The organism is Microbispora sp. KK1-11, assembly GCF_006874435.1.
Classification (GTDB): domain Bacteria; phylum Actinomycetota; class Actinomycetes; order Streptosporangiales; family Streptosporangiaceae; genus Microbispora; species Microbispora catharanthi.
In genome coordinates this window covers 104,107-122,867 of sequence record NZ_VIRJ01000029.1, presented here as the reverse complement: position 1 = coordinate 122,867, position 18,761 = coordinate 104,107, and the positions used below count along the sequence as shown (strand labels likewise).

General features: G+C 74.2%; 21 protein-coding genes. 10 read left to right on the top strand and 11 right to left on the bottom strand.

Annotation, left to right across the window (positions count from 1 at the left end; genetic code table 11):
- Positions 1–125 precede the first annotated feature (125 nt).
- Positions 126–755, bottom strand: a complete 630-nt coding sequence (locus tag FLW16_RS32840; RefSeq protein ID WP_139572270.1) for an MBL fold metallo-hydrolase — start codon at positions 753–755, stop codon at positions 126–128.
- A 69-nt stretch (positions 756–824) separates the two neighbouring features.
- On the bottom strand, positions 825–1,331 hold the full coding sequence (locus FLW16_RS32835) for an HPP family protein (RefSeq protein WP_142564009.1): 507 nt from the start codon (positions 1,329–1,331) through the stop codon (positions 825–827).
- A gap of 210 nt (positions 1,332–1,541) precedes the next feature.
- On the opposite strand from FLW16_RS32835, the gene FLW16_RS44045 reads away from it, so the two are divergent.
- Positions 1,542–2,102: a CBS domain-containing protein gene (locus tag FLW16_RS44045; protein WP_185949696.1), complete on the top strand. Its 561-nt coding sequence runs from the start codon at positions 1,542–1,544 to the stop codon at positions 2,100–2,102.
- Between the two features lie 21 nt (positions 2,103–2,123).
- Here the strand turns inward: FLW16_RS44045 and FLW16_RS32825 are convergent, their stop codons facing one another.
- Both FLW16_RS32825 and FLW16_RS32820 read right to left on the bottom strand, forming a co-directional pair.
- Positions 2,124–3,017: a universal stress protein gene (locus FLW16_RS32825; protein WP_142564005.1), complete on the bottom strand. Its 894-nt coding sequence runs from the start codon at positions 3,015–3,017 to the stop codon at positions 2,124–2,126.
- A gap of 40 nt (positions 3,018–3,057) precedes the next feature.
- Positions 3,058–4,725, bottom strand: a complete 1,668-nt coding sequence (locus FLW16_RS32820; RefSeq protein ID WP_142564004.1) for a GAF domain-containing protein — start codon at positions 4,723–4,725, stop codon at positions 3,058–3,060.
- Positions 4,726–4,903: 178 nt separating this feature from the next.
- Between FLW16_RS32820 and FLW16_RS32815 the strand changes: the two genes are divergently transcribed.
- Entirely contained in the window at positions 4,904–5,395 is a 492-nt protein-coding gene (locus FLW16_RS32815) for an OsmC family protein (protein ID WP_185949695.1), read from the top strand.
- Here the strand turns inward: FLW16_RS32815 and FLW16_RS32810 are convergent.
- The 6 genes from FLW16_RS32810 to FLW16_RS32785 all read right to left on the bottom strand — a co-directional run bounded on the left by FLW16_RS32810 (position 5,286) and on the right by FLW16_RS32785 (position 10,666).
- A complete protein-coding gene (locus FLW16_RS32810) occupies positions 5,286–5,771 on the bottom strand; it encodes a hydrogenase maturation protease (RefSeq protein ID WP_142564002.1) in 486 nt (161 codons plus the stop codon). The two genes, FLW16_RS32815 and FLW16_RS32810, sit on opposite strands and share 110 nt — an antisense overlap.
- Entirely contained in the window at positions 5,764–7,065 is a 1,302-nt protein-coding gene (locus FLW16_RS32805; protein ID WP_142564001.1) for a Ni/Fe hydrogenase subunit alpha, read from the bottom strand. Before FLW16_RS32805 ends, FLW16_RS32810 begins: the two co-directional genes overlap by 8 nt.
- A complete protein-coding gene (locus FLW16_RS32800; protein ID WP_221891403.1) occupies positions 7,062–7,856 on the bottom strand; it encodes an oxidoreductase in 795 nt (264 codons plus the stop codon). The genes FLW16_RS32805 and FLW16_RS32800 overlap by 4 nt, the downstream gene beginning before the upstream one ends.
- Before the next feature lie 10 nt (positions 7,857–7,866).
- Complete coding sequence (locus tag FLW16_RS32795; protein WP_260615822.1) at positions 7,867–8,694, bottom strand: FAD/NAD(P)-binding protein; 828 nt, start codon at positions 8,692–8,694, stop codon at positions 7,867–7,869.
- Positions 8,691–9,761, bottom strand: coding sequence for a 4Fe-4S dicluster domain-containing protein (locus tag FLW16_RS32790; RefSeq protein ID WP_142564000.1), 1,071 nt, complete (start codon positions 9,759–9,761; stop codon positions 8,691–8,693). The genes FLW16_RS32795 and FLW16_RS32790 overlap by 4 nt, the downstream gene beginning before the upstream one ends.
- 140 nt (positions 9,762–9,901) lie before the next feature.
- Positions 9,902–10,666: an IclR family transcriptional regulator gene (locus FLW16_RS32785; protein ID WP_142563999.1), complete on the bottom strand. Its 765-nt coding sequence runs from the start codon at positions 10,664–10,666 to the stop codon at positions 9,902–9,904.
- A 70-nt stretch (positions 10,667–10,736) separates the two neighbouring features.
- Here FLW16_RS32785 and pobA point away from each other — a divergent pair, with 70 nt between their 5' ends.
- Genes pobA through FLW16_RS32745 form a run of 8 tightly spaced genes read left to right on the top strand, consistent with a single transcriptional unit; the run spans position 10,737 to position 17,634 of the window.
- The gene (gene pobA, locus FLW16_RS32780; protein WP_142563998.1) at positions 10,737–11,927 is read left to right on the top strand and encodes a 4-hydroxybenzoate 3-monooxygenase; all 1,191 of its coding nucleotides are present in this window, start codon (positions 10,737–10,739) and stop codon (positions 11,925–11,927) included.
- The gene (gene pcaH / locus FLW16_RS32775; RefSeq protein WP_142564043.1) at positions 11,921–12,592 is read left to right on the top strand and encodes a protocatechuate 3,4-dioxygenase subunit beta; all 672 of its coding nucleotides are present in this window, start codon (positions 11,921–11,923) and stop codon (positions 12,590–12,592) included. The genes pobA and pcaH overlap by 7 nt, the downstream gene beginning before the upstream one ends.
- Positions 12,589–13,080: a protocatechuate 3,4-dioxygenase subunit alpha gene (locus FLW16_RS32770; RefSeq protein ID WP_142563997.1), complete on the top strand. Its 492-nt coding sequence runs from the start codon at positions 12,589–12,591 to the stop codon at positions 13,078–13,080. The genes pcaH and FLW16_RS32770 overlap by 4 nt, the downstream gene beginning before the upstream one ends.
- Positions 13,070–14,239 (top strand): 3-carboxy-cis,cis-muconate cycloisomerase, encoded by a 1,170-nt coding sequence (pcaB, locus tag FLW16_RS32765; protein ID WP_221891402.1) that lies wholly within the window; start codon positions 13,070–13,072, stop codon positions 14,237–14,239. Before FLW16_RS32770 ends, pcaB begins: the two co-directional genes overlap by 11 nt.
- Positions 14,236–15,003, top strand: a complete 768-nt coding sequence (gene pcaD / locus FLW16_RS32760) for a 3-oxoadipate enol-lactonase (RefSeq protein ID WP_142563996.1) — start codon at positions 14,236–14,238, stop codon at positions 15,001–15,003. The genes pcaB and pcaD overlap by 4 nt, the downstream gene beginning before the upstream one ends.
- Positions 15,000–15,380, top strand: coding sequence for a 4-carboxymuconolactone decarboxylase (gene pcaC / locus FLW16_RS45570; RefSeq protein ID WP_142563995.1), 381 nt, complete (start codon positions 15,000–15,002; stop codon positions 15,378–15,380). The genes pcaD and pcaC overlap by 4 nt, the downstream gene beginning before the upstream one ends.
- Positions 15,377–16,297 (top strand): carbohydrate kinase, encoded by a 921-nt coding sequence (locus tag FLW16_RS32750; RefSeq protein ID WP_142563994.1) that lies wholly within the window; start codon positions 15,377–15,379, stop codon positions 16,295–16,297. The genes pcaC and FLW16_RS32750 overlap by 4 nt, the downstream gene beginning before the upstream one ends.
- Positions 16,294–17,634 carry a rhodanese-like domain-containing protein gene (locus FLW16_RS32745; RefSeq protein WP_142563993.1) on the top strand — a complete coding sequence of 447 codons (1,341 nt, stop codon included), beginning with the start codon at positions 16,294–16,296 and terminating at the stop codon, positions 17,632–17,634. Before FLW16_RS32750 ends, FLW16_RS32745 begins: the two co-directional genes overlap by 4 nt.
- Here FLW16_RS32745 and FLW16_RS32740 read toward each other — a convergent pair whose 3' ends face one another.
- Entirely contained in the window at positions 17,635–18,756 is a 1,122-nt protein-coding gene (locus FLW16_RS32740; RefSeq protein WP_142563992.1) for a class I tRNA ligase family protein, read from the bottom strand.
- Between the last annotated feature and the right edge of the window lie 5 nt (positions 18,757–18,761).

The following is an 18,761-nucleotide window of genomic DNA, read 5'->3' as shown; positions in this document are numbered from 1 at the left end:
CCTTGTTAGCGTTAACACCATGAAACCCACGCCGCCCCCGTCGGGTCGGGGGCGGCTTGAGTCGGTTTCGTGAGTGTCAACCGCGGGACGTCTGATCGTCAAGACCCCCGCGCGAGGCCCGGGTGTCAGTGGCCCCGGCGGATCCACTCGTCGAGGTGCGGCAGCTCCGCGCCGATCGTCGTGCTGTCGCCGTGGCCGGTGTGGACGACCGTCTCGGGCGGCAGGACCAGCAGGCGGTCGCGGATCGAGTCGATGATCACGCCGAAGTCGGAGAACGAGCGCCCGGTCGCACCGGGACCGCCCTGGAACAGGGTGTCGCCGGTGAAGACGACGCCCAGGTCGGGCGCGTGGAAGCAGCAGGCGCCGGGAGCGTGCCCGGGAGTATGGAGCACTTCGAGGCGGGTTCCGGCGACCTCGATGACCTGCCCGTCGGACAGCGTGCCGCCGGGCTCGCGATCCGGGTGGGTGAGCCGCCAGACCGGCAGGTCGGCCGGGTGCAGCAGGACGGGCGCCCCGGTGGCCTCCGACAGGTCCGGCGCGACCCGCACATGGTCGTCGTGGGCGTGGGTGGCGAGGATGGCCAGGACGCGCCGGCCCGCGATCACGTCCGTGATCGCCTTGACGTCGTGGGGCGCGTCGAACACCACGCACTCGGCGTCGTCGCCGAGCACCCACACGTTGTTGTCGACGTCGAAGGTCTGGCCGTCCAGGCTGAAGGTGCCCGACGTGACGGCATGGTCGATACGGGCACTCACTTGAAGATCACCACCGTGCGGAACATGCCCTTATTCTGCACGCGGTCCCCCAAGAGTCACGACCGGGGGTCACGGCCCCTGCCGCTGGTCCTCGGCCGTCCGGGAGGGCTTGGGCGGCAGCACCGGCTCCAGGCGGAACATCCCGGCCGACACCTCCTCGTGCGGGGGCGCGGCCCCCCGCCTGCCCGCGACCGCCACGAGCACGTCGGTCACGGTGACGAGACCCTGCAGGGCGCCGGAGGCCCCGATGACCGGGACGACGTCCACCCCCGACTCCAGCATGACGGCCGCCACGGCGGGGAGCGAGGAGTCGGGCGGCACGTGCGGGCACCTGCGCCCGGACAACAACTGGCGCACCTGGCTGCTCGACTGCTCCGCCGGTCCGCCCGACCAGTGGGCCGCGATGTCCTCTCGCGTGAGCACGCCGATGATGCGGGAATTCGAATCCACCACGGGCAGGTGATGCATCGACCCGCGGCGCATGAGTTCCCAGGCCATGAGCGGCGACTCGTCCGGCTTCACGGTCACGAGCACCCTGCTCATCACGTCGGCGGCGGTCATGGCTTCTACGGTCATCGTTCCTCCCCGCGGGCGGCGCGCCCTGGATCGGGCCACCTCTATCCGACCACCCGGGCGCAGGCGTCGCACGGGCCCAAAGACCCGACCGCCGGGGACCTCCGGCACCTGCCCGTACGGCCCGGGCGGCGGTGGAATGGCGGCGGTGGGATGGCGGCGGTGGAATCACCGTGCGGTGACCACGACGGCGACGGACGCGGGAGGTGGACCATGCTGGCCGGTGAGGTCATGCGCAGCCCTGCGATCACGTTGCGCCCCGACGACTCCGTGCGGCGGGCGATCCGGGTGCTGTACGACCACGACATCACAGCCGCCCCCGTGCTCGGGGAGCACGGCGAGCTGGTCGGGATGGTCAGCGAGATCGACCTATTGTGCGGCGCGTTCGCGCCGGGCGTCTCGGCGGCCCGCGCCGTGGGAGACGTCATGTCGCGCCAGGTGAGCACGGTCGAGGAGACCACGGACGCGCGGGTGCTGACGGACCTCATGATCGCCAAGAGGGTCAAGAGCGTGCCGGTGCTGCGCGACGAGCGGGTCGTCGGGATAGTCAGCCGCCGCGACCTCATGGCGCTGCTTGCCAGGTCGGACGACGAGCTGCGCGAGGCCGTCCTGGCCGCCCTGCGCGAGCGCTACCCCTCGGAGACCTCCTGGGAGGTGCTCGTGCGCGACGGCGAGATCGACCTGCTGGGTCCCGAGGGCCAGGGCCCCGGGCACGTGGCCGACCTGCTGGAGCGGACGGTCCCGGGGGTGCGGCCGGCCCGCCTCCTCGGGTGACTCATCACCCTGCCGCTCCGCTCACGACCGGGCCCCTCGCACCACGGCGACCGGACAGTGCGCGTGGGCGAGCACGGCGCGGCTCACCGAGCCGAGCACGGCCGCGGTGAAGGCGTTGCGGCCGTGGGAGCCGACGACGAGCAGGGCGGCCCGGGACGACGCGTCGATGAGCGCGGAGACCGGATGGGCGCGGACCATGTCCAGCTCGGTCTTGACCTCGGCGTACCCGCCCTGCCACGGCTGCAGCTCGCCGCGCGCGTAGTCCTCCGCGGCCTGCCGCATCTCGTCCAGGTCCATGGCGATCGCGGGCCCGTACGGCACCGGCGGCTCCCAGGCGCAGACGATCCGCACCCGGTGGCCGCGCCGCCGTGCCTCCTCGAACGCGTACGCCAGGGCGGGCCCGGACGCCTCCGAGCAGTCGAACCCCACCACGATCTCGGCCACCGCCCCCGGCGGCGCCGGGCGTACGACGACGACCGGCACGGCCACGTGCCCGGCGACCTGGTTGCCCACCGACCCGAGCAGCATGCCGGGGAAGCCGCCCGCGCCGTGGCTGCCCATCACCACTTCGGCGGCGCGGGCGGCCTGGTCGCGCAGGATGCGGCCGGGACGCCCCTCGGCCAGCTCCGTCGTCACGTCGAGGCCGGGCCGCCGGTCCCGGGCGACCCGCTCGGCATGGTCGAGGATCTGACTGCCTGAGGGTGCCAGCCTGTCGTAGCTGTCGGGGATGGGATAGCGCGGGACGTCGTACGGCAGGCGCTCGACGGCGTGGACCACCCGCAGGGGCAGGCCCCGCAGATCGGCGTGGTCGGCCGCCCACTTCACCGCCTGGGTCGCCCCGGCGGACCCGTCGGTGCCGACCACGACCGGCTCGGCAACGGGGTCGACGACGGAATCACTGAACGGCTCGGTCATGGCGCGATGCCTCCTCACGGCGTCTCCACACGGCGCCTCCTCACGGCGTCGCCGGCAGCGGGACGCTCCAGCACAGGCGGGTTCCCCCGGCGGCGCGGGCCTCGGCGGCGCACGACCCGCCCAGGCTCTCGGCGCGGTCGCTCAGGTTGCGCAGGCCGCTGCGGCGTCCCCGCGCCGGGATGCCGACCCCGTCGTCCTCCACGAGCAGGGTCAGCCTGTCCTTGTCCAGGCGCACGGCGACGGTGGCGCGGGTGGCGTGGGCGTGCCGCACCACGTTGGAGATCGCCTCCCGCGCCACGGCCAGCAGATGCTCCCCGACCGGGGCGGGCACGCGGGTGTCGAGCTGCCCGTCCATGCAGAGGGCCGGCATGAAGCCGAGGGGCTCCCGGGCGCCCTCGACCAGCTCGACGAGCCGGGCGCGCAGCCCGGGGGCGCCGGCCGGGGTCCGCAGGGCGAAGATCGTGGAGCGGATCTGCCGGATCGTGCCGTCGAGTTCGTCGATCGCGGTCCGCAGCCGAGCGGCCGCCTCCGGATGCTCCACGAGCCGCGCGGCGCCCGTCAGCGTCATCGCGACCGCGAACAGCCGCTGGATGACCACGTCGTGCAGGTCCTTGGCGATGCGGTCGCGGTCCTCCAGCAGGCCGAGCCGCTCGGCGTCCCTGCGTGCCTCGTCCAGTTCGAGCGCGACGGCCGCGTGCCCGGCGAAGGAGTGGACCATGCACACCTCCGCGCGGCTGAACGGGACGCGGCCGGGCCGCCTGCCCAGCGACAGCACCCCGCGCACCGCTCCCGGGCCCCCCAGCGGCACGGCGCACGCCGCGCCCGTCTCCCCGACCGCTGTGCGCAGGTCGGTGTCGCCCAGGTCGGTGACCACGCGGGGCTCCGCGCGGACGAACGCCTGCCCGGCCAGCGAGCCCTCCACCGGCAGCCGGCGCACCCGGGCCGGGATGGGCACGCCGTCCGCGATCGCGACCCGCAGCGTCCGGCCGCCGTCCTCCGGCAGCAGGATCGCCACCGCGTCGGCGTCGGCCATCCGCCGGGCACGGCGGGCGATCAGCGTCAGCACCCGCGGCGTCTCGGCGCCGGACAGCAGGCGCCTCGTGATCTCCGCCGACGCCTGCAGCCAGGTCTCCCTGCGGCGGGTGTCCTCGTACAGGCGGGCGTTCTCGATCGCGACCCCTGCGGCGCTGGCGAAGGCCACGACGATCGCCTCGTCGTCCTCGTCGAACTCGCCTCCCCCGCGCTTCTCCGTCAGGTAGAGGTTGCCGAACACCTGGCCACGGACCCGGACGGGCACGCCGAGGAAGCCCGCCATGGGAGGATGGCCGGGCGGGAAGCCGTACGACTCGGGGTGGTCGCAGATGCGGGGCAGCCGCAGCGGCCGGGGTTCCTTGATCAGCAGCCCGAGCAGGCCCAGGCCGTGCGGCCAGTGCTCGATCCCGGCGATCTCCGCCTCGCTCAGCCCCACCGGGACGAAGCGGGCGAGGGTGTTGTCCTCCCCGATCACGCCGAGCGCGCCGTATCTGGCGTCGACCAGCGTGGCGGCGGTCTCGACGATCCGGCGCAGCACGGTCTCCAGATCGAGGTCCCCGCCCACCGAGACGACCGCCTCCAGCAACGCGTGGACCCGGTCACGCGTCGACAGGACCGCCTGCAGCCTCGTGTGCAGTTCGGCCAGCAGCCCGTCCAGGTGCGTCTGCGGGATCATGGTCCGCTCCCCCGTCGGCGCCACGCATGTCCCCCACAGTTGGAGTGTCGCAAACCGGGGCACTCCGGGCTCCTGTTCTTTGCCAGGTCGCGACCGGCTTCTTACGCTCCGTATGCGCCCACCCGCCGCCGGCCGCGGACATACTCGGATAGAGCCGAATCGGACGCGGGGGTGCGCCATGAGTGAGCCGCGTGACGGTGTCATCCGGGTCGCCTGGCATGGAGCCGACCGGTTCGACGTCCGGATTCGGCGCCACGTGGTCCGCGCCGACCAGCCCGCGGACGTCGGCGGGAGCGACACCGGCCCCACTCCGGCGGAGCTGTTCGTGGGCAGCGTGGCCGCCGGCGTCGCCTGCTGCGCCGAACGCTACCTGCGCCAGCGCCAGCTGCCCGCCGGGGTGAGCGTGACCGTGCGCTACGCCCTGGATGTCTGCCCCGGTCGGATCGACTCCATCGAGCTGTCGGTGGAGGCTCCCGGCCTGCCCGCGGGGCTGCGTGCCTCGCTCCTGTCGGTCCTGGAGCACTGCGCCGTCTGCACCACGCTGCGGGTGCCGCCGCGGGTCACGTTCGAGGTCTGCCAGGCCGTTCCCGAGACAGCCGTTTCCGCAGGTCATCCGCCATACGGCGGACCGCGGCCAGGACCGGCGGGGTCATCGGCGCCCCGGGGGTGAAGTCGCCGCCCTCGATGCCGGCGACGACGAGCTCGTCCGGCAGGCGGCCGAGGGCGCGTCCCAGCTCGACCGCGTCGGCCAGTCCGAGAGAGTGAGACCCGGCCCGTACGGACGGGTGCACGGGCAGGGGCAGATGCACGGGCCGATGCACGGGCAGATGCACGGTGCCGGGCGGAGCGCCGGAGGAGACGGCGTCGACCACGATCGCGAGCGCCGCGCCCGACCACGCCTCCACCAGCGCCGCCGGGTCTCCGGCGTTCTCCACCACCGCGACGGACGGCGGCAGCGTGCCCCGCAGCAGCCGGGCCACCTCCAGGCCCGCCGCGTCGTCGCCGCGCAGATCGCTCCCGAGGCCGATGACCACGCTCTCACCCACGGTTCACCCGGAGGTCGAGGAAGTGGGCCGAGCAGGAGATGCAGGGGTCGTGGTTGCGTATCGCCTTCTCGCACAGAGCGGCCAGTTCGTCCTCGGGCAGGGTGAGGCGCGGGGCCAGCAGGTCGCGCAGGTCCGCCTCGATGCGCGCCTGGTTCTGCGCGGTGGGCGGCACGATGTCGGCCTCGGCGACCAGTCCGCCGTCGTCGAGCCGGTAGCGGTGGTAGAGCGTGCCGCGCGGGGCCTCCGACGCGCCGTGGCCGACGCCCGGCCGTGGCTCGACCGGCACGCACGGCCGCTCCGGCTCGGCGTACCCGTCGAGAAGGCGCAGCGCCTCGTCGCACGCGTGCAGGATCTCCACGGCCCGCACGACGATGGCGCGGTAGGGGTTGCGGCAGACGGGACCGAGTCCTGCGGCGGCGGCCGCCTCCCGGGCGAGCGGGGACAGCCGCGCCGAGTTGAGCGCGTAGCGGGCCAGGGGGCCGGTGAGGTAGCCGGTCGCGCCGTCGAGCCGGGCGTGCAGCGCCGTGGAGTGCGGCACCTGTTCCTCGATCACGTGGTCCGGCCACCGTGCCACCTCGAAGCCGGAGACCGGGCCGTGTCCGTCGCCGGTGACGACCGTGCCGGACAGGATGGCGTACTCGCCGGGGTGGCGCAGCGCGAGGAACCGGTAGTCGTGCTCGACGTCGGGGAAGTCGAACCCCGCGACCCAGGCGACGGTGGCGAGGGCGTGGTCGCGGGCGCGGCGCAGCCGCTCGGCGGCGGGGGCGAGCTCGCGCCGGGCCGGCGCCCGGTAGAAGCCGCCCACCTTGACGTTGACCGGATGGATGGGCCGCCCGCCGATCACGGTGATCAGCTCGTTGCCCGCCTTCTTCAGTTCGAGCCCGCGCTCCACCAGGTCGCGGCCGTCGGCGGCCATCGCGACGCCGCTGTCGTAGCCGAGGAAGTCGGGCGCGTGCAGCAGGTAGACGTGCAGCGCGTGCGACTCGATCCACTCGCCGTAGTACAGCAGCAGCCGCAGGTCGCGCAGCGGCCCGGTGACCTCGGCCCCGCAGGCCGCCTCGATCGCCTGGCAGGCGCTCATCTGGTACGCGACGGGACAGATGCCGCAGATGCGCGCGGTGATGTCGGGCGGCTCGGTGTGGCCCCGGCCCCGCAGCATCGCCTCGAAGAACCGGGGCGGCTCGTAGATCCGCAGCTCCAGGCCGGTGATCCGGCCGTCGCGGGCGTGCACCACCAGCGCGCCCTCGCCCTCGACCCGGGTCAGGGCCCCGATCCGCACCGTCTTGTGCGTCACTCCTCCCCCTCCCCGGACTCCTGCGCCTCCTCCGCCGCCCTCCGGAACGGCTCGGCGGTGGCGTGGTAGGTCCGGTAAATCCGCACCAGCTCGGGGGTGCTCATCCCGAGGCCGCGCATCCAGTGGTTCAGCGAGGCGTGATTGGGGCTCTCCATCGGCCCGAAGCAGCCGTAGCACCCCCGGTTGAAGGCCGGGCACAGCGCCCCGCAGCCGGCCTGGGTGACCGGCCCCAGGCACGGCGTGCCGTGCGCGACCGTCACGCAGGCGTTGCCCCTGGCCTTGCACTCCACGCACACGCTGTGCGCGGGCACGACCGGCCGCCGCCCGGCGAGGAACGCCGAGATCACTTCGAGCAGCTGGCGCCGGTCCGGCGGGCAGCCGCGCAGCTCGAAGTCGACCGGCACGTGGGCGGCGATCGGGGTCGAGCGGTCGAGGGTGGCGATGTAGTCGGGCCGGGCGTAGACGACCGAGGCGAACTCCTTGACGTCGGCGAAGTCGCGCAGCGCCTGGATGCCCCCGGCGGTGGCGCACGCGCCTATGGTGACCAGGCGCTTCGACACGTGCCGCACGTGCCTGATCCGCTCCAGGTCCTCGGGCGTGGTGATCGACCCCTCCACGAGCGACAGGTCGTACGGGCCGGGCCCGGGGGCGCTGGACGCCTCCAGGAAGTAGGCGATCTCCACCCGGGCCGCCACGGCGAGCAGCTCGTCCTCGCAGTCGAGGAAGGTGAGCTGGCACCCGTCGCACGAGGCGAACTTCCACACGGCCAGCCGTGGCGCCCTGTCCACCACCGCGACCCCCTCACAGCTCCGGGACGGCGAGCATCGGCGCCGCGCGGTCCCACCGCAGCACCGGTCCGTCCTCGCAGACGAACAGCGGGCCGAACTGGCAGTGGCCGCAGCGGGCCACCGCGCACTTCATGTTCCGCTCCAGCGACAGCTCCACCCGGCCGGGGGCGACGCCGCGCCGCACCAGCTCCGCCGCCGTCTCCCGCATCATCGCCTCGGGCCCGCACACGAAGGCGTACGTGCGGCGCGGCTCGAAGACGATCCGGTCGATCAGCCGGGTGACCAGTCCGACCGGTCCCCGCCAGGTGTGGTCGGGGTGGTCCACGATCACTTTGACGTCGGCGCCCTGCCGGGTCCAGCGGTCCAGGTCCCTCGGATAGAGGAGCAGGCCGGGAACCCGGCTGCCGGCGATCACGCTGATCCGGCCGTACCTGATCCGGTGCCGGAGCAGCGCCCGCACGACCGGCCGGAGCGGGGCGAGGCCCAGCCCGCCCGCGGCCACCACCACGTCGAGACCCGCCGCGGCGCGCAGGCCCCAGCCCTGGCCGTACGGCCCCCGCACGCCGACGACGTCGCCGGGCCGCTTGCCGCACAGGGCGGCGCTGACGGCGCCCACGGCCCTGATCGTCTGCGTGTAGCCGCCGGAGCGGGCCCTCCCGCTGATCGAGACCGCGATCTCCCCCACGCCGGGGGCGTACAGCATGGTGAACTGGCCCGGGTGGAACGGCGGGCAGTCTCCGCGCAACGGCTCCACCGTGAGGGTCACGGTGTCGACCCGGTCGGGACGGCGGGACCGCACGCGGTAGGGCGCCGGCGTCATCGGGTGCGGGCCGCCGATCATGGCAGGTTCGCCAGCTCCTCGGTGACGTCGATGCCCACGGGACACCAGGTGATGCAGCGCCCGCAGCCGACGCAGCCCGACATGCCGAACTGGTCGATCCAGGTCGAGAACTTGTGGGTGAGCCACTGGCGGTAGCGGCCGGCGTTCGAGCCGCGCACGGGCGTCCCGTTGACCTCGGAGAAGTCCAGTGTGAAGCAGGAGTCCCAGCGCTCGATGCGCTCGGCCGTGCCGTCGGTGAACGACGTGGCGTCCTCGACCGTGGTGCAGAAGCAGGTGGGGCAGACCATCGTGCAGTTGGTGCAGGTGAGGCAGCGCGCGCCGACCTGCGCCCAGCGCGGCGAGTCGTGCGCCGACAGCCGTTCCTGGATGCCCTCGGTCTCCACCTGGCGGCCCATGTGCTCGGCGGCCTCGCGGGACACCTCGGCGGAGGCCGCCAGGTCTTCGGCAGAGGCGGGCCGGTGCGGCAGCGCCGCGACGATCTGCTCGCCCCGCTCGCTGCCGGTCTCCACCGTGAACCGGTGCGGCGCGGCCAGCTCGGTGAGCGCGAGGTCGAACCCGGTGGTGGCCCGGGGGCCTGTGCGCATGGAGACGCAGAAGCAGGTCCCGCCCGGCACGGCGCAGTTGACCGCGACCAGCAGCAGGGCCCGCCGCCGGCGCAGGTAGGCCGGATCGGGATGCCTGCCGCCGAGGAAGACCCGGTCCTGCACGGCGATCGCGGCCAGGTCGCAGGCCCGCACGCCGAGCAGGGCGACCCGCGGGGCGTCCTCCTCCGCCTCCTCGATCTGTTCGCCGCGCATGCGGAACAGCGTCTGCCGGGGCGGCTGGGTGTAGCGCTTGGCGGAGTCGGGGCTCGCCGCGAACGAGAAGATCATGTCGCCGGCGCCTTCGGCCAGGCGGTAGCGTCCCGGCTCCTGGACGTCGGTCCAGCCCCTGGCGAGCCGGTCGGCCGACGCGATCTCCTCGAAGCGGATGACGCGCTCGCGCACCACCGGTCCCACGACGGCGTAACCCCGGGACCGCAGCTCGCCGACCAGGGGTTCGAGAGAGTCGATCACGACGGCGTCCACGGCGTCCCCCTCGCCCGTTCGCCCCTTCTCACTTACAGTACGGCCGCCCACGGGCCGTTCAGCAGGGACGAAAGTCCCACAGGGGAGGATCCGGGCGACGACTCAGCGGAGCCGGCCGACACCGCCGAGCCGGCGACCCGTCACGCCCGGGTGACGGCGGCCCGGTAGTCGCCGGCGATGCGGGCCGCGACGGCCAGCAGCGGATCGACCAGGCGAGGCAGCTCGCGCACCCGCCTGGAGGAGACCACGATGCCGACGGCCGCGACGGGCCGGTCCCCGACCAGCACCGGCGCGGCCGCCGAGCAGGAGCCGAGCGTCATCTCCTCGTGCGTCGTGGCGTATCCCTGGGCGCGCACCTGGGACAGCTCGCGGGCCAGCCGGCCCGGCTCGGTGATGGTGTGCGGGGTCGGCCGCTCCAGCGGCCGGGACAGATAGGAGCTGACGAACCAGCCCGGCTCGAAGGCCAGCAGCGCCTTGCCGACGCCGGTCGGGTGCATGGGCAGGCGCGAGCCGGTCCGCGACACGATCGGCACGGCCCGCTTGCCGTACACCTTGTCGACGTAGAGCACCTCGACCCCGTCGCGCACCGCCAGGTGGACGTTCTCCCCGGTGCCGCCGAACAGCTCCTGAAGCCAGGGGTGCGCCACCTCCTGCAGCGGGTCGGGGGCGAGCTGTCCCAGCTCCCACAGGCGGCGGCCGATCTGGTAGCGCCCGTCGGCGCCGCGGCGCAGGGCGCGCCACTCCTCCAGCTCCGCGACGAGCCGGTGGACGGTGCTCAGCGCCATGCCGGTCCGTCCGGCGATCTCCGTGAGCGTGAGCCGCGGGTGGTGGGCGTCGAAGGCGCCGAGGATGGCCAGCACCCGGGACGCCACGGAACGCCCCAGGTCGCGTGCGCCGCCGGCCATATGCCCCCCTGCTTCCACTCAGTAGAAGCAAAGCCTACGCGCGACGGCGGATGCTCCCGATGCTTGACCCATGCGAACTCAGGTCGGGATCATCGGGGCCGGACCGGCCGGCCTGCTGCTCTCCCATCTGCTCCATCTGCGCGGGATCGAGTCCGTGGTGCTCGAACGCCGCAGCAGGGAGTACGTCGAGCGGCGGGTGCGGGCGGGAGTGCTCGAACAGGGCACGGTGGACACGCTCGTCGAGGCGGGCGTGGGCGAGCGAATGCGGCGGGAGGGCCTGCCCCACCACGGCATCGAGCTGCGGTACGGCGGAGCGGGCCACCGCATCGCCTTCGAGCGGCTGGTGCCCGGCCGCTCCATAACCGTGTACGGCCAGCAGGAGGTCGTAAAGGACCTGATCGCCGCACGGCTGGCGGCCGGAGGCGACGTCCGCTTCGAGGTGGACGACGTGGCGGTGCACGACACGGCGACCGACCGGCCGTACCTCACCTTCACCGAGGCGGACGGCACGGAGGGGCGGCTGGACTGCGACGTGATCGCGGGGTGCGACGGCTTCCACGGCGTGTCCCGGCCGTCCATTCCCGAGGGCGTGCTGACCGAGTATCGCCGCGACTACCCCTTCGCCTGGCTCGGCATCCTCGCGAAAGTGAAGCCGTCGTCGGAAGAGCTGATCTACGCGCGGACCGAGCGCGGCTTCGCGCTGCACAGCATGCGCTCCCCGGAGATCAGCCGCTTCTACCTCCAGGTCGCGCCCGACGAGGACCTCGACGCGTGGCCCGACGAGCGGATCTGGGCCGAGCTGCGGGCCCGGCTGGAGACCGTGCCCGGCTTCACCCTCGCGACCGGCGACATCGTCGAGAGAGGGATCACGCCGATGCGCGGTTTCGTGGCCGAGCCCATGCAGTACGGCAGGCTGTTCCTGGCCGGGGACGCGGCCCACATCGTGCCGCCGACCGGCGCGAAGGGGCTCAACCTGGCGGTGGCCGACGTGCGCGTGCTGACCGAGGCGCTGGCGCGCTTCTTCGCCGACGGCTCGACGGAGGCGCTGGACGGCTACTCGCGGGCCTGCCTGCCCCGGGTGTGGCGGGCACAGCACTTCTCGTGGTGGATGACGACGCTGCTGCACACGTTCGAGTCCGACGACGCCTACGCCCGGCGGCTGCAGACCTCCTACCTCGACTACGTGACGTCCTCGGAGGCGGCCGGGACGACGCTGGCGGAGAACTACGTGGGCCTGCCCTACCAAGAGGAGACATCGTGACGCACCCGCCCTACCTGTACCCGGACTACGCCAGCACGGTCCTGCGGGCGCCGTCCCGGCCGCCGTTGGAGATGAAGGAGGATCCGGAGGCGGCCGAGCTGACCGGCCCGGTCTTCGGCCGCGACGAGGTGGACCCGCTCGACGCCGACCTGACCGCGGGCCACGCGGGCGAGCCGCTCGGCGAGCGCATCATCGTCACCGGGCGGATCCTCGACGCGTCGGACCGGCCGGTGCCGGGCGCGCTGGTGGAGATCTGGCAGGCGAACTCCGCCGGCCGGTACGCCCACCAGCGCGACCAGCACCCGGCGCCGCTCGACCCCAACTTCACCGGCGCGGGCCGGTGCCTGACCGACGCCGAGGGCCGCTACCGGTTCGTCACGATCAAGCCGGGGGCCTATCCCTGGCGCAACCACCCGAACGCCTGGCGGCCCGCGCACATCCACTTCTCGGTCTTCGGCACGGCGTTCACCCAGCGCCTGGTGACGCAGATGTACTTCCCGGGCGACCCGCTGTTCGCCTTCGACCCGATCTTCCAATCCATCCCCGACCCGGCCGCCCGCGAGCGGCTCGTCTCCGCGTTCGACCTGGAGATCACCGAGCCGGAGTGGGCGCTCGGCTACCGGTGGGACGTGGTGCTGGACCGTACCCCGATGGAGGACGCGTGACCACCCCTTCGCAGACCGTCGGCCCGTTCTTCGGGTTCGCCCTGCCGTACGCGGCCGACTGGGAGCTCGTCCCCGAGGGCCGTCCGGGGGCCGTGACGATCACGGGCCGGGTGCTGGACGGGGCCGGAGAGCCGGTGCCCGACGCCCTGCTGGAGCTGTGGACCGGGGAACCCGGCGATCGGGGCGCCCTGGGCCGCGGCGGGACCGGGGTCTCCGGCTTCGGGCGATGCGGCACCGGGCCCGACGGCTCCTACCGGTTCCGCCTCGCGCCGCCCGCCCGGCCGTACGCCGCGCTGCTGGTCTTCGCGCGGGGCCTGCTCAAGCCGGTGCGGACCCGCGTCTACCTCGCCGACACGCCTGATCCCCTGCTCGGCTCCCTCGACCCGGCCCGCCGCGCGACGTTGCTTGCCCACGCCGAGGGGCAGGACGTCTACCGGTTCGACGTACGGCTGCAGGGCGAGCAGGAGACGGTCTTCCTTGAATTCTGACGTGGGGCTGCTCTCCCCGGTGTGGGCGGGCACGGAGGTGGCGGCGATCACGGCCGACGACGCCTGGCTGCGGGCGATGCTGGAGGCGGAGGTCTGCCTCGCGAGGGCGCAGGCCCGCCTCGGCGTCGTCCCTGAGCGGGCCGTCGCCGCGATCACCGAGGCGGCCCGTGCCGGCCGCCACGACGCCGCCGACCTCGCCCGCCGCGCCAGGGACGCGGGCAACCCCGTCGTGCCGCTGGTCAGGGACCTGCGGGCCGCCGCAGGCGAGGCGGGGTCCTGGGTGCACCACGGCGCCACCAGTCAGGACATCCTCGACACGGCGGCGATGCTGGTGGCCGCGCGGGCCCGCGAGACGATCCTGCGCGACCTCGACCGGGTGCTCGCCGCGCTGGCCCGGCTGGCCGCCGAGCACCGGGACACCCCGATGGCGGGCCGTACGCTCGGGCAGCAGGCGGTGCCCACCACGTTCGGGCTGAAGGCCGCCGGGTGGCTGGTCGGCTGCCGGGACGCACGCGACCGCCTGGCTGCGGTGCTGCTGCCGGTCCAGCTCGGCGGCGCGGCCGGCACCATGGCTGGGTACGGCGAGCGGGCCCTCGACCTGCTGCCCCTGTTCGCGGCCGAGACCGGGCTGGCCGAGCCGGTGCTGCCCTGGCACACGCTGCGCACGCCCGTGACCGACCTGGCCTGCGCGCTCGCCGCCGTGACGGGCGCGCTGGGCAAGCTCGCCACCGACGTGATCCTGCTGGCGCAGAGCGAGGTGGGCGAGGTCGCCGAACCCGCCGCGCCGGGCCGGGGCGGGTCGTCGGCGATGGCGCACAAGCGCAACCCGGTGCTCGCCACGATGATCAGGTCGGCGGCGCTTCAGGCGCCCGCGCTCGCGCAGATCCTGCTCGCCTCGCGCGTCGCCGAGCACGAGCGGCCCGCGGGGAGCTGGCACGCCGAGTGGCAGCCGCTGCGCGAGTGCCTGCGCCTGGCCGGCGGCGCGGCCGGGACGGCCGCCGAGCTTGCCGAAGGGCTGGAGGTGTTCCCCGAGCGCATGCGGCACAATCTCGATCACCTGCTCACCGTGCTGGCCGAGCACGGGGAGGACCCCGGCGTCGGATCCGCACCCGCTCTGGCCGACCGAGCTCTGCAGCACCACGAGGGAAAGGCACCATGATCCTGCACCACCGATTCGACGGGCCGCCCGACGCCCCGGTCGTCGTGCTCGGGCCGTCGCTGGGCACGACGCTCGACCTGTGGGAGCCGCAGCTTCCCGCGCTCACGCGCACCTGGCGGGTGCTGCGCTACGACCTGCCCGGCCACGGCGGGTCGCCGTCCGCGTCCGGCTTCACGCGTGGTCTGACGGTGGACGACCTCGCCGCCGGGGTGCTGGCGCTGCTCGACCGGCACGGCCTGGACGCGGTCGCGTACGGCGGGGTGTCGCTGGGCGGGGCCGTCGGGACCGCGCTGGCGCTGCGCGCGCCGGACCGCGTCGCGAGCCTGGTCCTGTGCTGCACCTCCGCCCGGTTCGGCACGGCGGAGAGCTGGCACGAACGCGCCGCGCTGGTCCGCGCGGAGGGCACGAAACCCCTGACCGAGGCGACGAGGAGACGGTGGTTCACGGCGGGCTTCCCCGACGCCGAGCGCTACCTGGACATGCTCCGTCACGCCGACCCCGAGGGGTACGCCGCGTGCTGCGAGGCCCTGGCGGTCTTCGACGTCCGCGATCGGCTCGGCGAGGTCCGCGCGCCCGCGCTGGTGATCGCCGGAGCCGAGGACCCGGCGACCCCGCCGTCGGACGCCGAGCTCCTGGTCCGGGGCATCCCGGACGCCGAGCTGCTGGTCGTGCCGGGGGCGGCCCACCTGGCCACCGCCGAACGCCCGGACGTCGCGAACGAGGCGATCACGCGGCATCTGACCACCCGCTGGAGGACGGCATGAGCTACGAGGACGGCATGCGGGTGCGCCGCGAAGTGCTGGGCGACGCGCACGTGGACCGGGCGCAGGCGCGGACCACCGAGTTCACCGCGGACTTCCAGGATCTGATCACCCGGTATGCCTGGGGGGAGATCTGGACCCGGCCGGGGCTGGACCGCCGGACCCGCAGCTGCATCACGCTCACCGCCCTGGTGGCCCGCGGGCACCTGGAGGAGCTGGCCATGCACGTGCGGGCCGCGCGGCGCAACGGGCTCACGACCGGCGAGATCAAGGAGGTGCTGCTGCAGACCGCGATCTACTGCGGGGTGCCCGCCGCCAACGCCGCGTTCGCCGTCGCCCAGCGGGTGCTGGCAGAGGACGCGGGGGAGGATGCCGCATGACGTTCCTCGTGGTCGGCGAGAGCCTGGTCGACCTGATCGGCACGCCGGGATCGTGGGCCTTCACCGCCGTGCCCGGCGGCAGCCCGCTCAACGTCGCGGTGGCGCTGGCCGCGCTCGGCCGGCCCGTGCGGTTCGCCGGGGAGACCGGGGACGACTTCTTCGGCGGCCTGCTGCGCGACCACCTGAACCGCCACGGGATCGGGACCGGCGACCTCGCCCCGGCCGCGGCGACCGGCCTGGCCTTCGCCCGGGTCGGCGCGGACGGCTCGGCCTCCTACGACTTCCGCTTCGACTGGACCTTCTCTGCTCCGGTCGCGCTCGACGGGGTGACCTGCCTGCACACCGGCTCCCTGGCCGTGCTCGCCGAGCCGGGCGCCGCGCACGTGCGGGACGTGATGCGGGCCGCCGCCGAGGCGGGGATCACGGTGTCCTACGACCCGAACATCCGGCCGTCCCTCATCGGCGACCGGGCACGTGCCCTGGCCCACGTCGAGGAGTGCGTACGGCTCGCGCGCCTGGTCAAGGTGAGCGCCGAGGACCTCGACTGGCTCTACCCGGGCGAACCGTTCCTCGACGTGGCGCGGCGGTGGGCGGGCCTGGGCCCGGGTCTCGTGGTGGTCACCCGGGGCGGCGACGGCGCGACGGCGGTGCTGGACGACGAGGTGATCACCTGCCCGGCCCCGGTGGTCGAGGTGGTGGACACGGTCGGCGCGGGCGACACCTTCACCGCCGCCTACCTCGACGCGCTCGACGGCGCCCGTCTGAGCGCCGATCGCGTGGCGGAGGCGCTGCGGCAGGGCTGCGCCGCAGCCGCGATCGTCTGCACCCGCGCCGGCGCGGTCCCGCCGACCCGGGAGGAGGTGAAGTCCTTCTCCCAGGGTACGGGTGCCTCAGGAGCCGAGGAGGGACCTGAATGATCGAAATCATCCCAGTCGAGACCCCCTCCCTGGGCGACCGCAGCTACCTCGTCGCCGACGGGGAGGTCGCCTTCGTGGTGGACCCGCAGCGGGACATCGACCGGGTGCTCCGCCTGGCCGAGCGGCGCGGTGTCGAGATCCGCCACGTCTTCGAGACCCACGTGCACAACGACTACGTGACCGGCGGGCCCGCCCTGGCCTCGGCCACCGGCGCGGACTACCACGTCAACGCGGCCGACCCCGTGGCGTTCGACCGGAGCCCGGTCGAGGACGGGGACGTGGTCGAGGTCGGCCCGCGGACGCGCCTGCGCGCCGTCGCCACCCCCGGCCACACCTTCACCCACCTGTCGTACGTGCTGGAGTCCCCGGACCGGCCGCCCGCCGTCTTCACCGGAGGCTCGCTGCTGCTCGGAACGACCGGGCGCCCCGACCTGCTCGGCCCCGAGCACACCGGCACGCTGGTGCGCGCCCAGTACGCGTCGGCGCACCGGCTGGCCCGCGAACTTCCGGCCGAGACGGACGTGCTCCCCACCCACGGGTTCGGCAGCTTCTGCTCGGCCACCCAGTCGGAGGTCACCGAGTCGACGATCGGCAGGGAGCGGCGGGTCAACCCGGTCCTCACCCGCAGCGAGGACGAGTACGTGGAGTCGCTGCTGGCCGGGCTGGACGTCTACCCGGCGTACTACGCGCACATGGCCCCGCTCAACCAGGCCGGGCCGGACGCGCCCGACCTGTCCGCGCCGCGCCGCGCCGACGCCGCCGAACTGCGCCGCCGCCTCCGGGCCGGCGAGTGGGTGGTGGACCTGCGGTCGCGCACGGCGTTCGCGGCGGGCCATCTGGAGGGGACGCTCAACTTCGGGCTGGACGGTAACCTCGCCGTCTATCTGGGCTGGCTCATGCCCTGGGGAACGCCTGTGACCCTGCTCGGCGAGACGCCCGGGGACATCGCGCGGGCCCAGCGCGAACTGGCGCGGATCGGCATCGACCGCCCGGCAGCGGCCGCCACCGGAGGGCCTGCCGAGTGGACCGGCGACGACAAGCCCGCGTCCATGCCGACGGCGACGTTCGCCGACCTGGCCGCCGTGCGCCGCCACCGCCCGATCGTGGTCCTCGACGTGCGCCGCGAGGTGGAGTGGCGCGAGTCGCACGTCCCCGGCGCGGTCCACATCCCGCTGCACGAACTGCCCGCGCGGCTGGACGAGGTGCCCGGCGGCGAGGTGTGGACGCACTGCGCGACGGGCTACCGGGCGTCGATCGCCGCCTCGATCCTGGCCGCCGCCGGGCGGGACGTGGTGGCCGTGCTCGACGAGTACGACTCCCGGGCCGCCGCCGCGTGATCAGCCGAGGGCGAGCACCGCGATGACCGTGCGGGCGGCCTGCCCGCCCTCCTCCTCGGCGATGGCCAGGGCGGTCGCGACGTCCAGGTCGTCCAGCAGCGCGCGCACCGCCGCCCGCTCCCCCGCCGAGGCGGCGGGCCGGTCGGCCCCAGTTCGGTAGGCAGCAGTTCGGTAGGCGGCACGGTGCAGCCGCTCCAGCCGGGCCGCGGCCTCCTCCAGGCCGTCCGGGCGGTAGTCCCAGTCGGCCGCCCACGGGTGGCCGAGCAGCAGCAGGCGCACGGCGCCGACCGGGTGGTGCCGCAGCAGGTCGGTGGTGAAGACGAGGTTGCCCGCCGACTTGGCCATCTTGGCGCCGTCCACGCGGACCACCCCCACGTGCAGCCAGGCGCGGGCGAACGGCCGCACCCCGGTCACCGCCTCGGCCATCGCGGCCTCGTAGGCGTGATGCGGGAAGCGCAGGTCGGCGCCGCCCGCGTGCAGGTCGAGGGCCGGCCCGTACGTCGTCATCGCCATGGCGGCGCACTCGGCGTGCCAGCCCGGCCGCCCCTCGCCCCACTCGCTCGGCCAGCCCGGCTCTCCCTTCGCCGACGGCCGCCAGACCGCGACGTCGGCCGGGTCGTCCTTGCGGAGGTCATCCTGATGGTCGCCGAACTCCGCCATCAGGCGGGCCGCCTCCTCGGCGCCGATCCCGGCCCGCTCGCGCACGCCCGAGCCCCGGAAGTACACCGCGCCGTCCCGCTCGTACGCGTGGCCCAGCTCCAGCAGGGCGCGGGCGAGCGCGACGACCTGCGGCACGTAGGTGTGGGCCCGCGGCTCGTACGTCACCGGGTGCACGCGCAGCGCGGCCATGTCCCGGTCGAAGTAGAACTGCTGCACGGCGGCGAAGCTGTCGTACGGGCTGCCGGCCCGGCGCGCCGCCGAGGTCAGCACGTCGTCCACGTCGGTGACGTTGCGGCACACCTCGACGGGCACACCGGCGTGCCGCAGCACCCGCACCGCCACGTCGGCCCACACGAACGTCCTGGCGTGACCGAGATGGGTCGTGTCGTAGGGCGTGATCCCGCACACGTACATCCGGGCGCGGCCCACCACGGGCAGCGGCCGCCGGCCGATCGTCAGCATGTAAC

Excerpts from the sequence above, each read along its gene's own strand:
- FLW16_RS32835 (WP_142564009.1), bottom strand. The coding sequence starts at position 1,331 with ATGACCGTAGAAGCCATGACCGCCGCCGACGTGATGAGCAGGGTGCTC.
- FLW16_RS44045 (WP_185949696.1), top strand. The coding sequence starts at position 1,542 with ATGCTGGCCGGTGAGGTCATGCGCAGCCCTGCGATCACGTTGCGCCCC.
- FLW16_RS32825 (WP_142564005.1), bottom strand. The coding sequence starts at position 3,017 with ATGACCGAGCCGTTCAGTGATTCCGTCGTCGACCCCGTTGCCGAGCCG.
- FLW16_RS32820 (WP_142564004.1), bottom strand. The coding sequence starts at position 4,725 with ATGATCCCGCAGACGCACCTGGACGGGCTGCTGGCCGAACTGCACACG.
- FLW16_RS32815 (WP_185949695.1), top strand. The coding sequence starts at position 4,904 with ATGAGTGAGCCGCGTGACGGTGTCATCCGGGTCGCCTGGCATGGAGCC.
- FLW16_RS32795 (WP_260615822.1), bottom strand. The coding sequence starts at position 8,694 with ATGATCGGCGGCCCGCACCCGATGACGCCGGCGCCCTACCGCGTGCGG.
- FLW16_RS32785 (WP_142563999.1), bottom strand. The coding sequence starts at position 10,666 with ATGGCCGGCGGCGCACGCGACCTGGGGCGTTCCGTGGCGTCCCGGGTG.
- pobA (WP_142563998.1), top strand. The coding sequence starts at position 10,737 with ATGCGAACTCAGGTCGGGATCATCGGGGCCGGACCGGCCGGCCTGCTG.
- pcaD (WP_142563996.1), top strand. The coding sequence starts at position 14,236 with ATGATCCTGCACCACCGATTCGACGGGCCGCCCGACGCCCCGGTCGTC.
- pcaC (WP_142563995.1), top strand. The coding sequence starts at position 15,000 with ATGAGCTACGAGGACGGCATGCGGGTGCGCCGCGAAGTGCTGGGCGAC.
- FLW16_RS32750 (WP_142563994.1), top strand. The coding sequence starts at position 15,377 with ATGACGTTCCTCGTGGTCGGCGAGAGCCTGGTCGACCTGATCGGCACG.
- FLW16_RS32745 (WP_142563993.1), top strand. The coding sequence starts at position 16,294 with ATGATCGAAATCATCCCAGTCGAGACCCCCTCCCTGGGCGACCGCAGC.
- FLW16_RS32740 (WP_142563992.1), bottom strand. The coding sequence starts at position 18,756 with ATGCTGACGATCGGCCGGCGGCCGCTGCCCGTGGTGGGCCGCGCCCGG.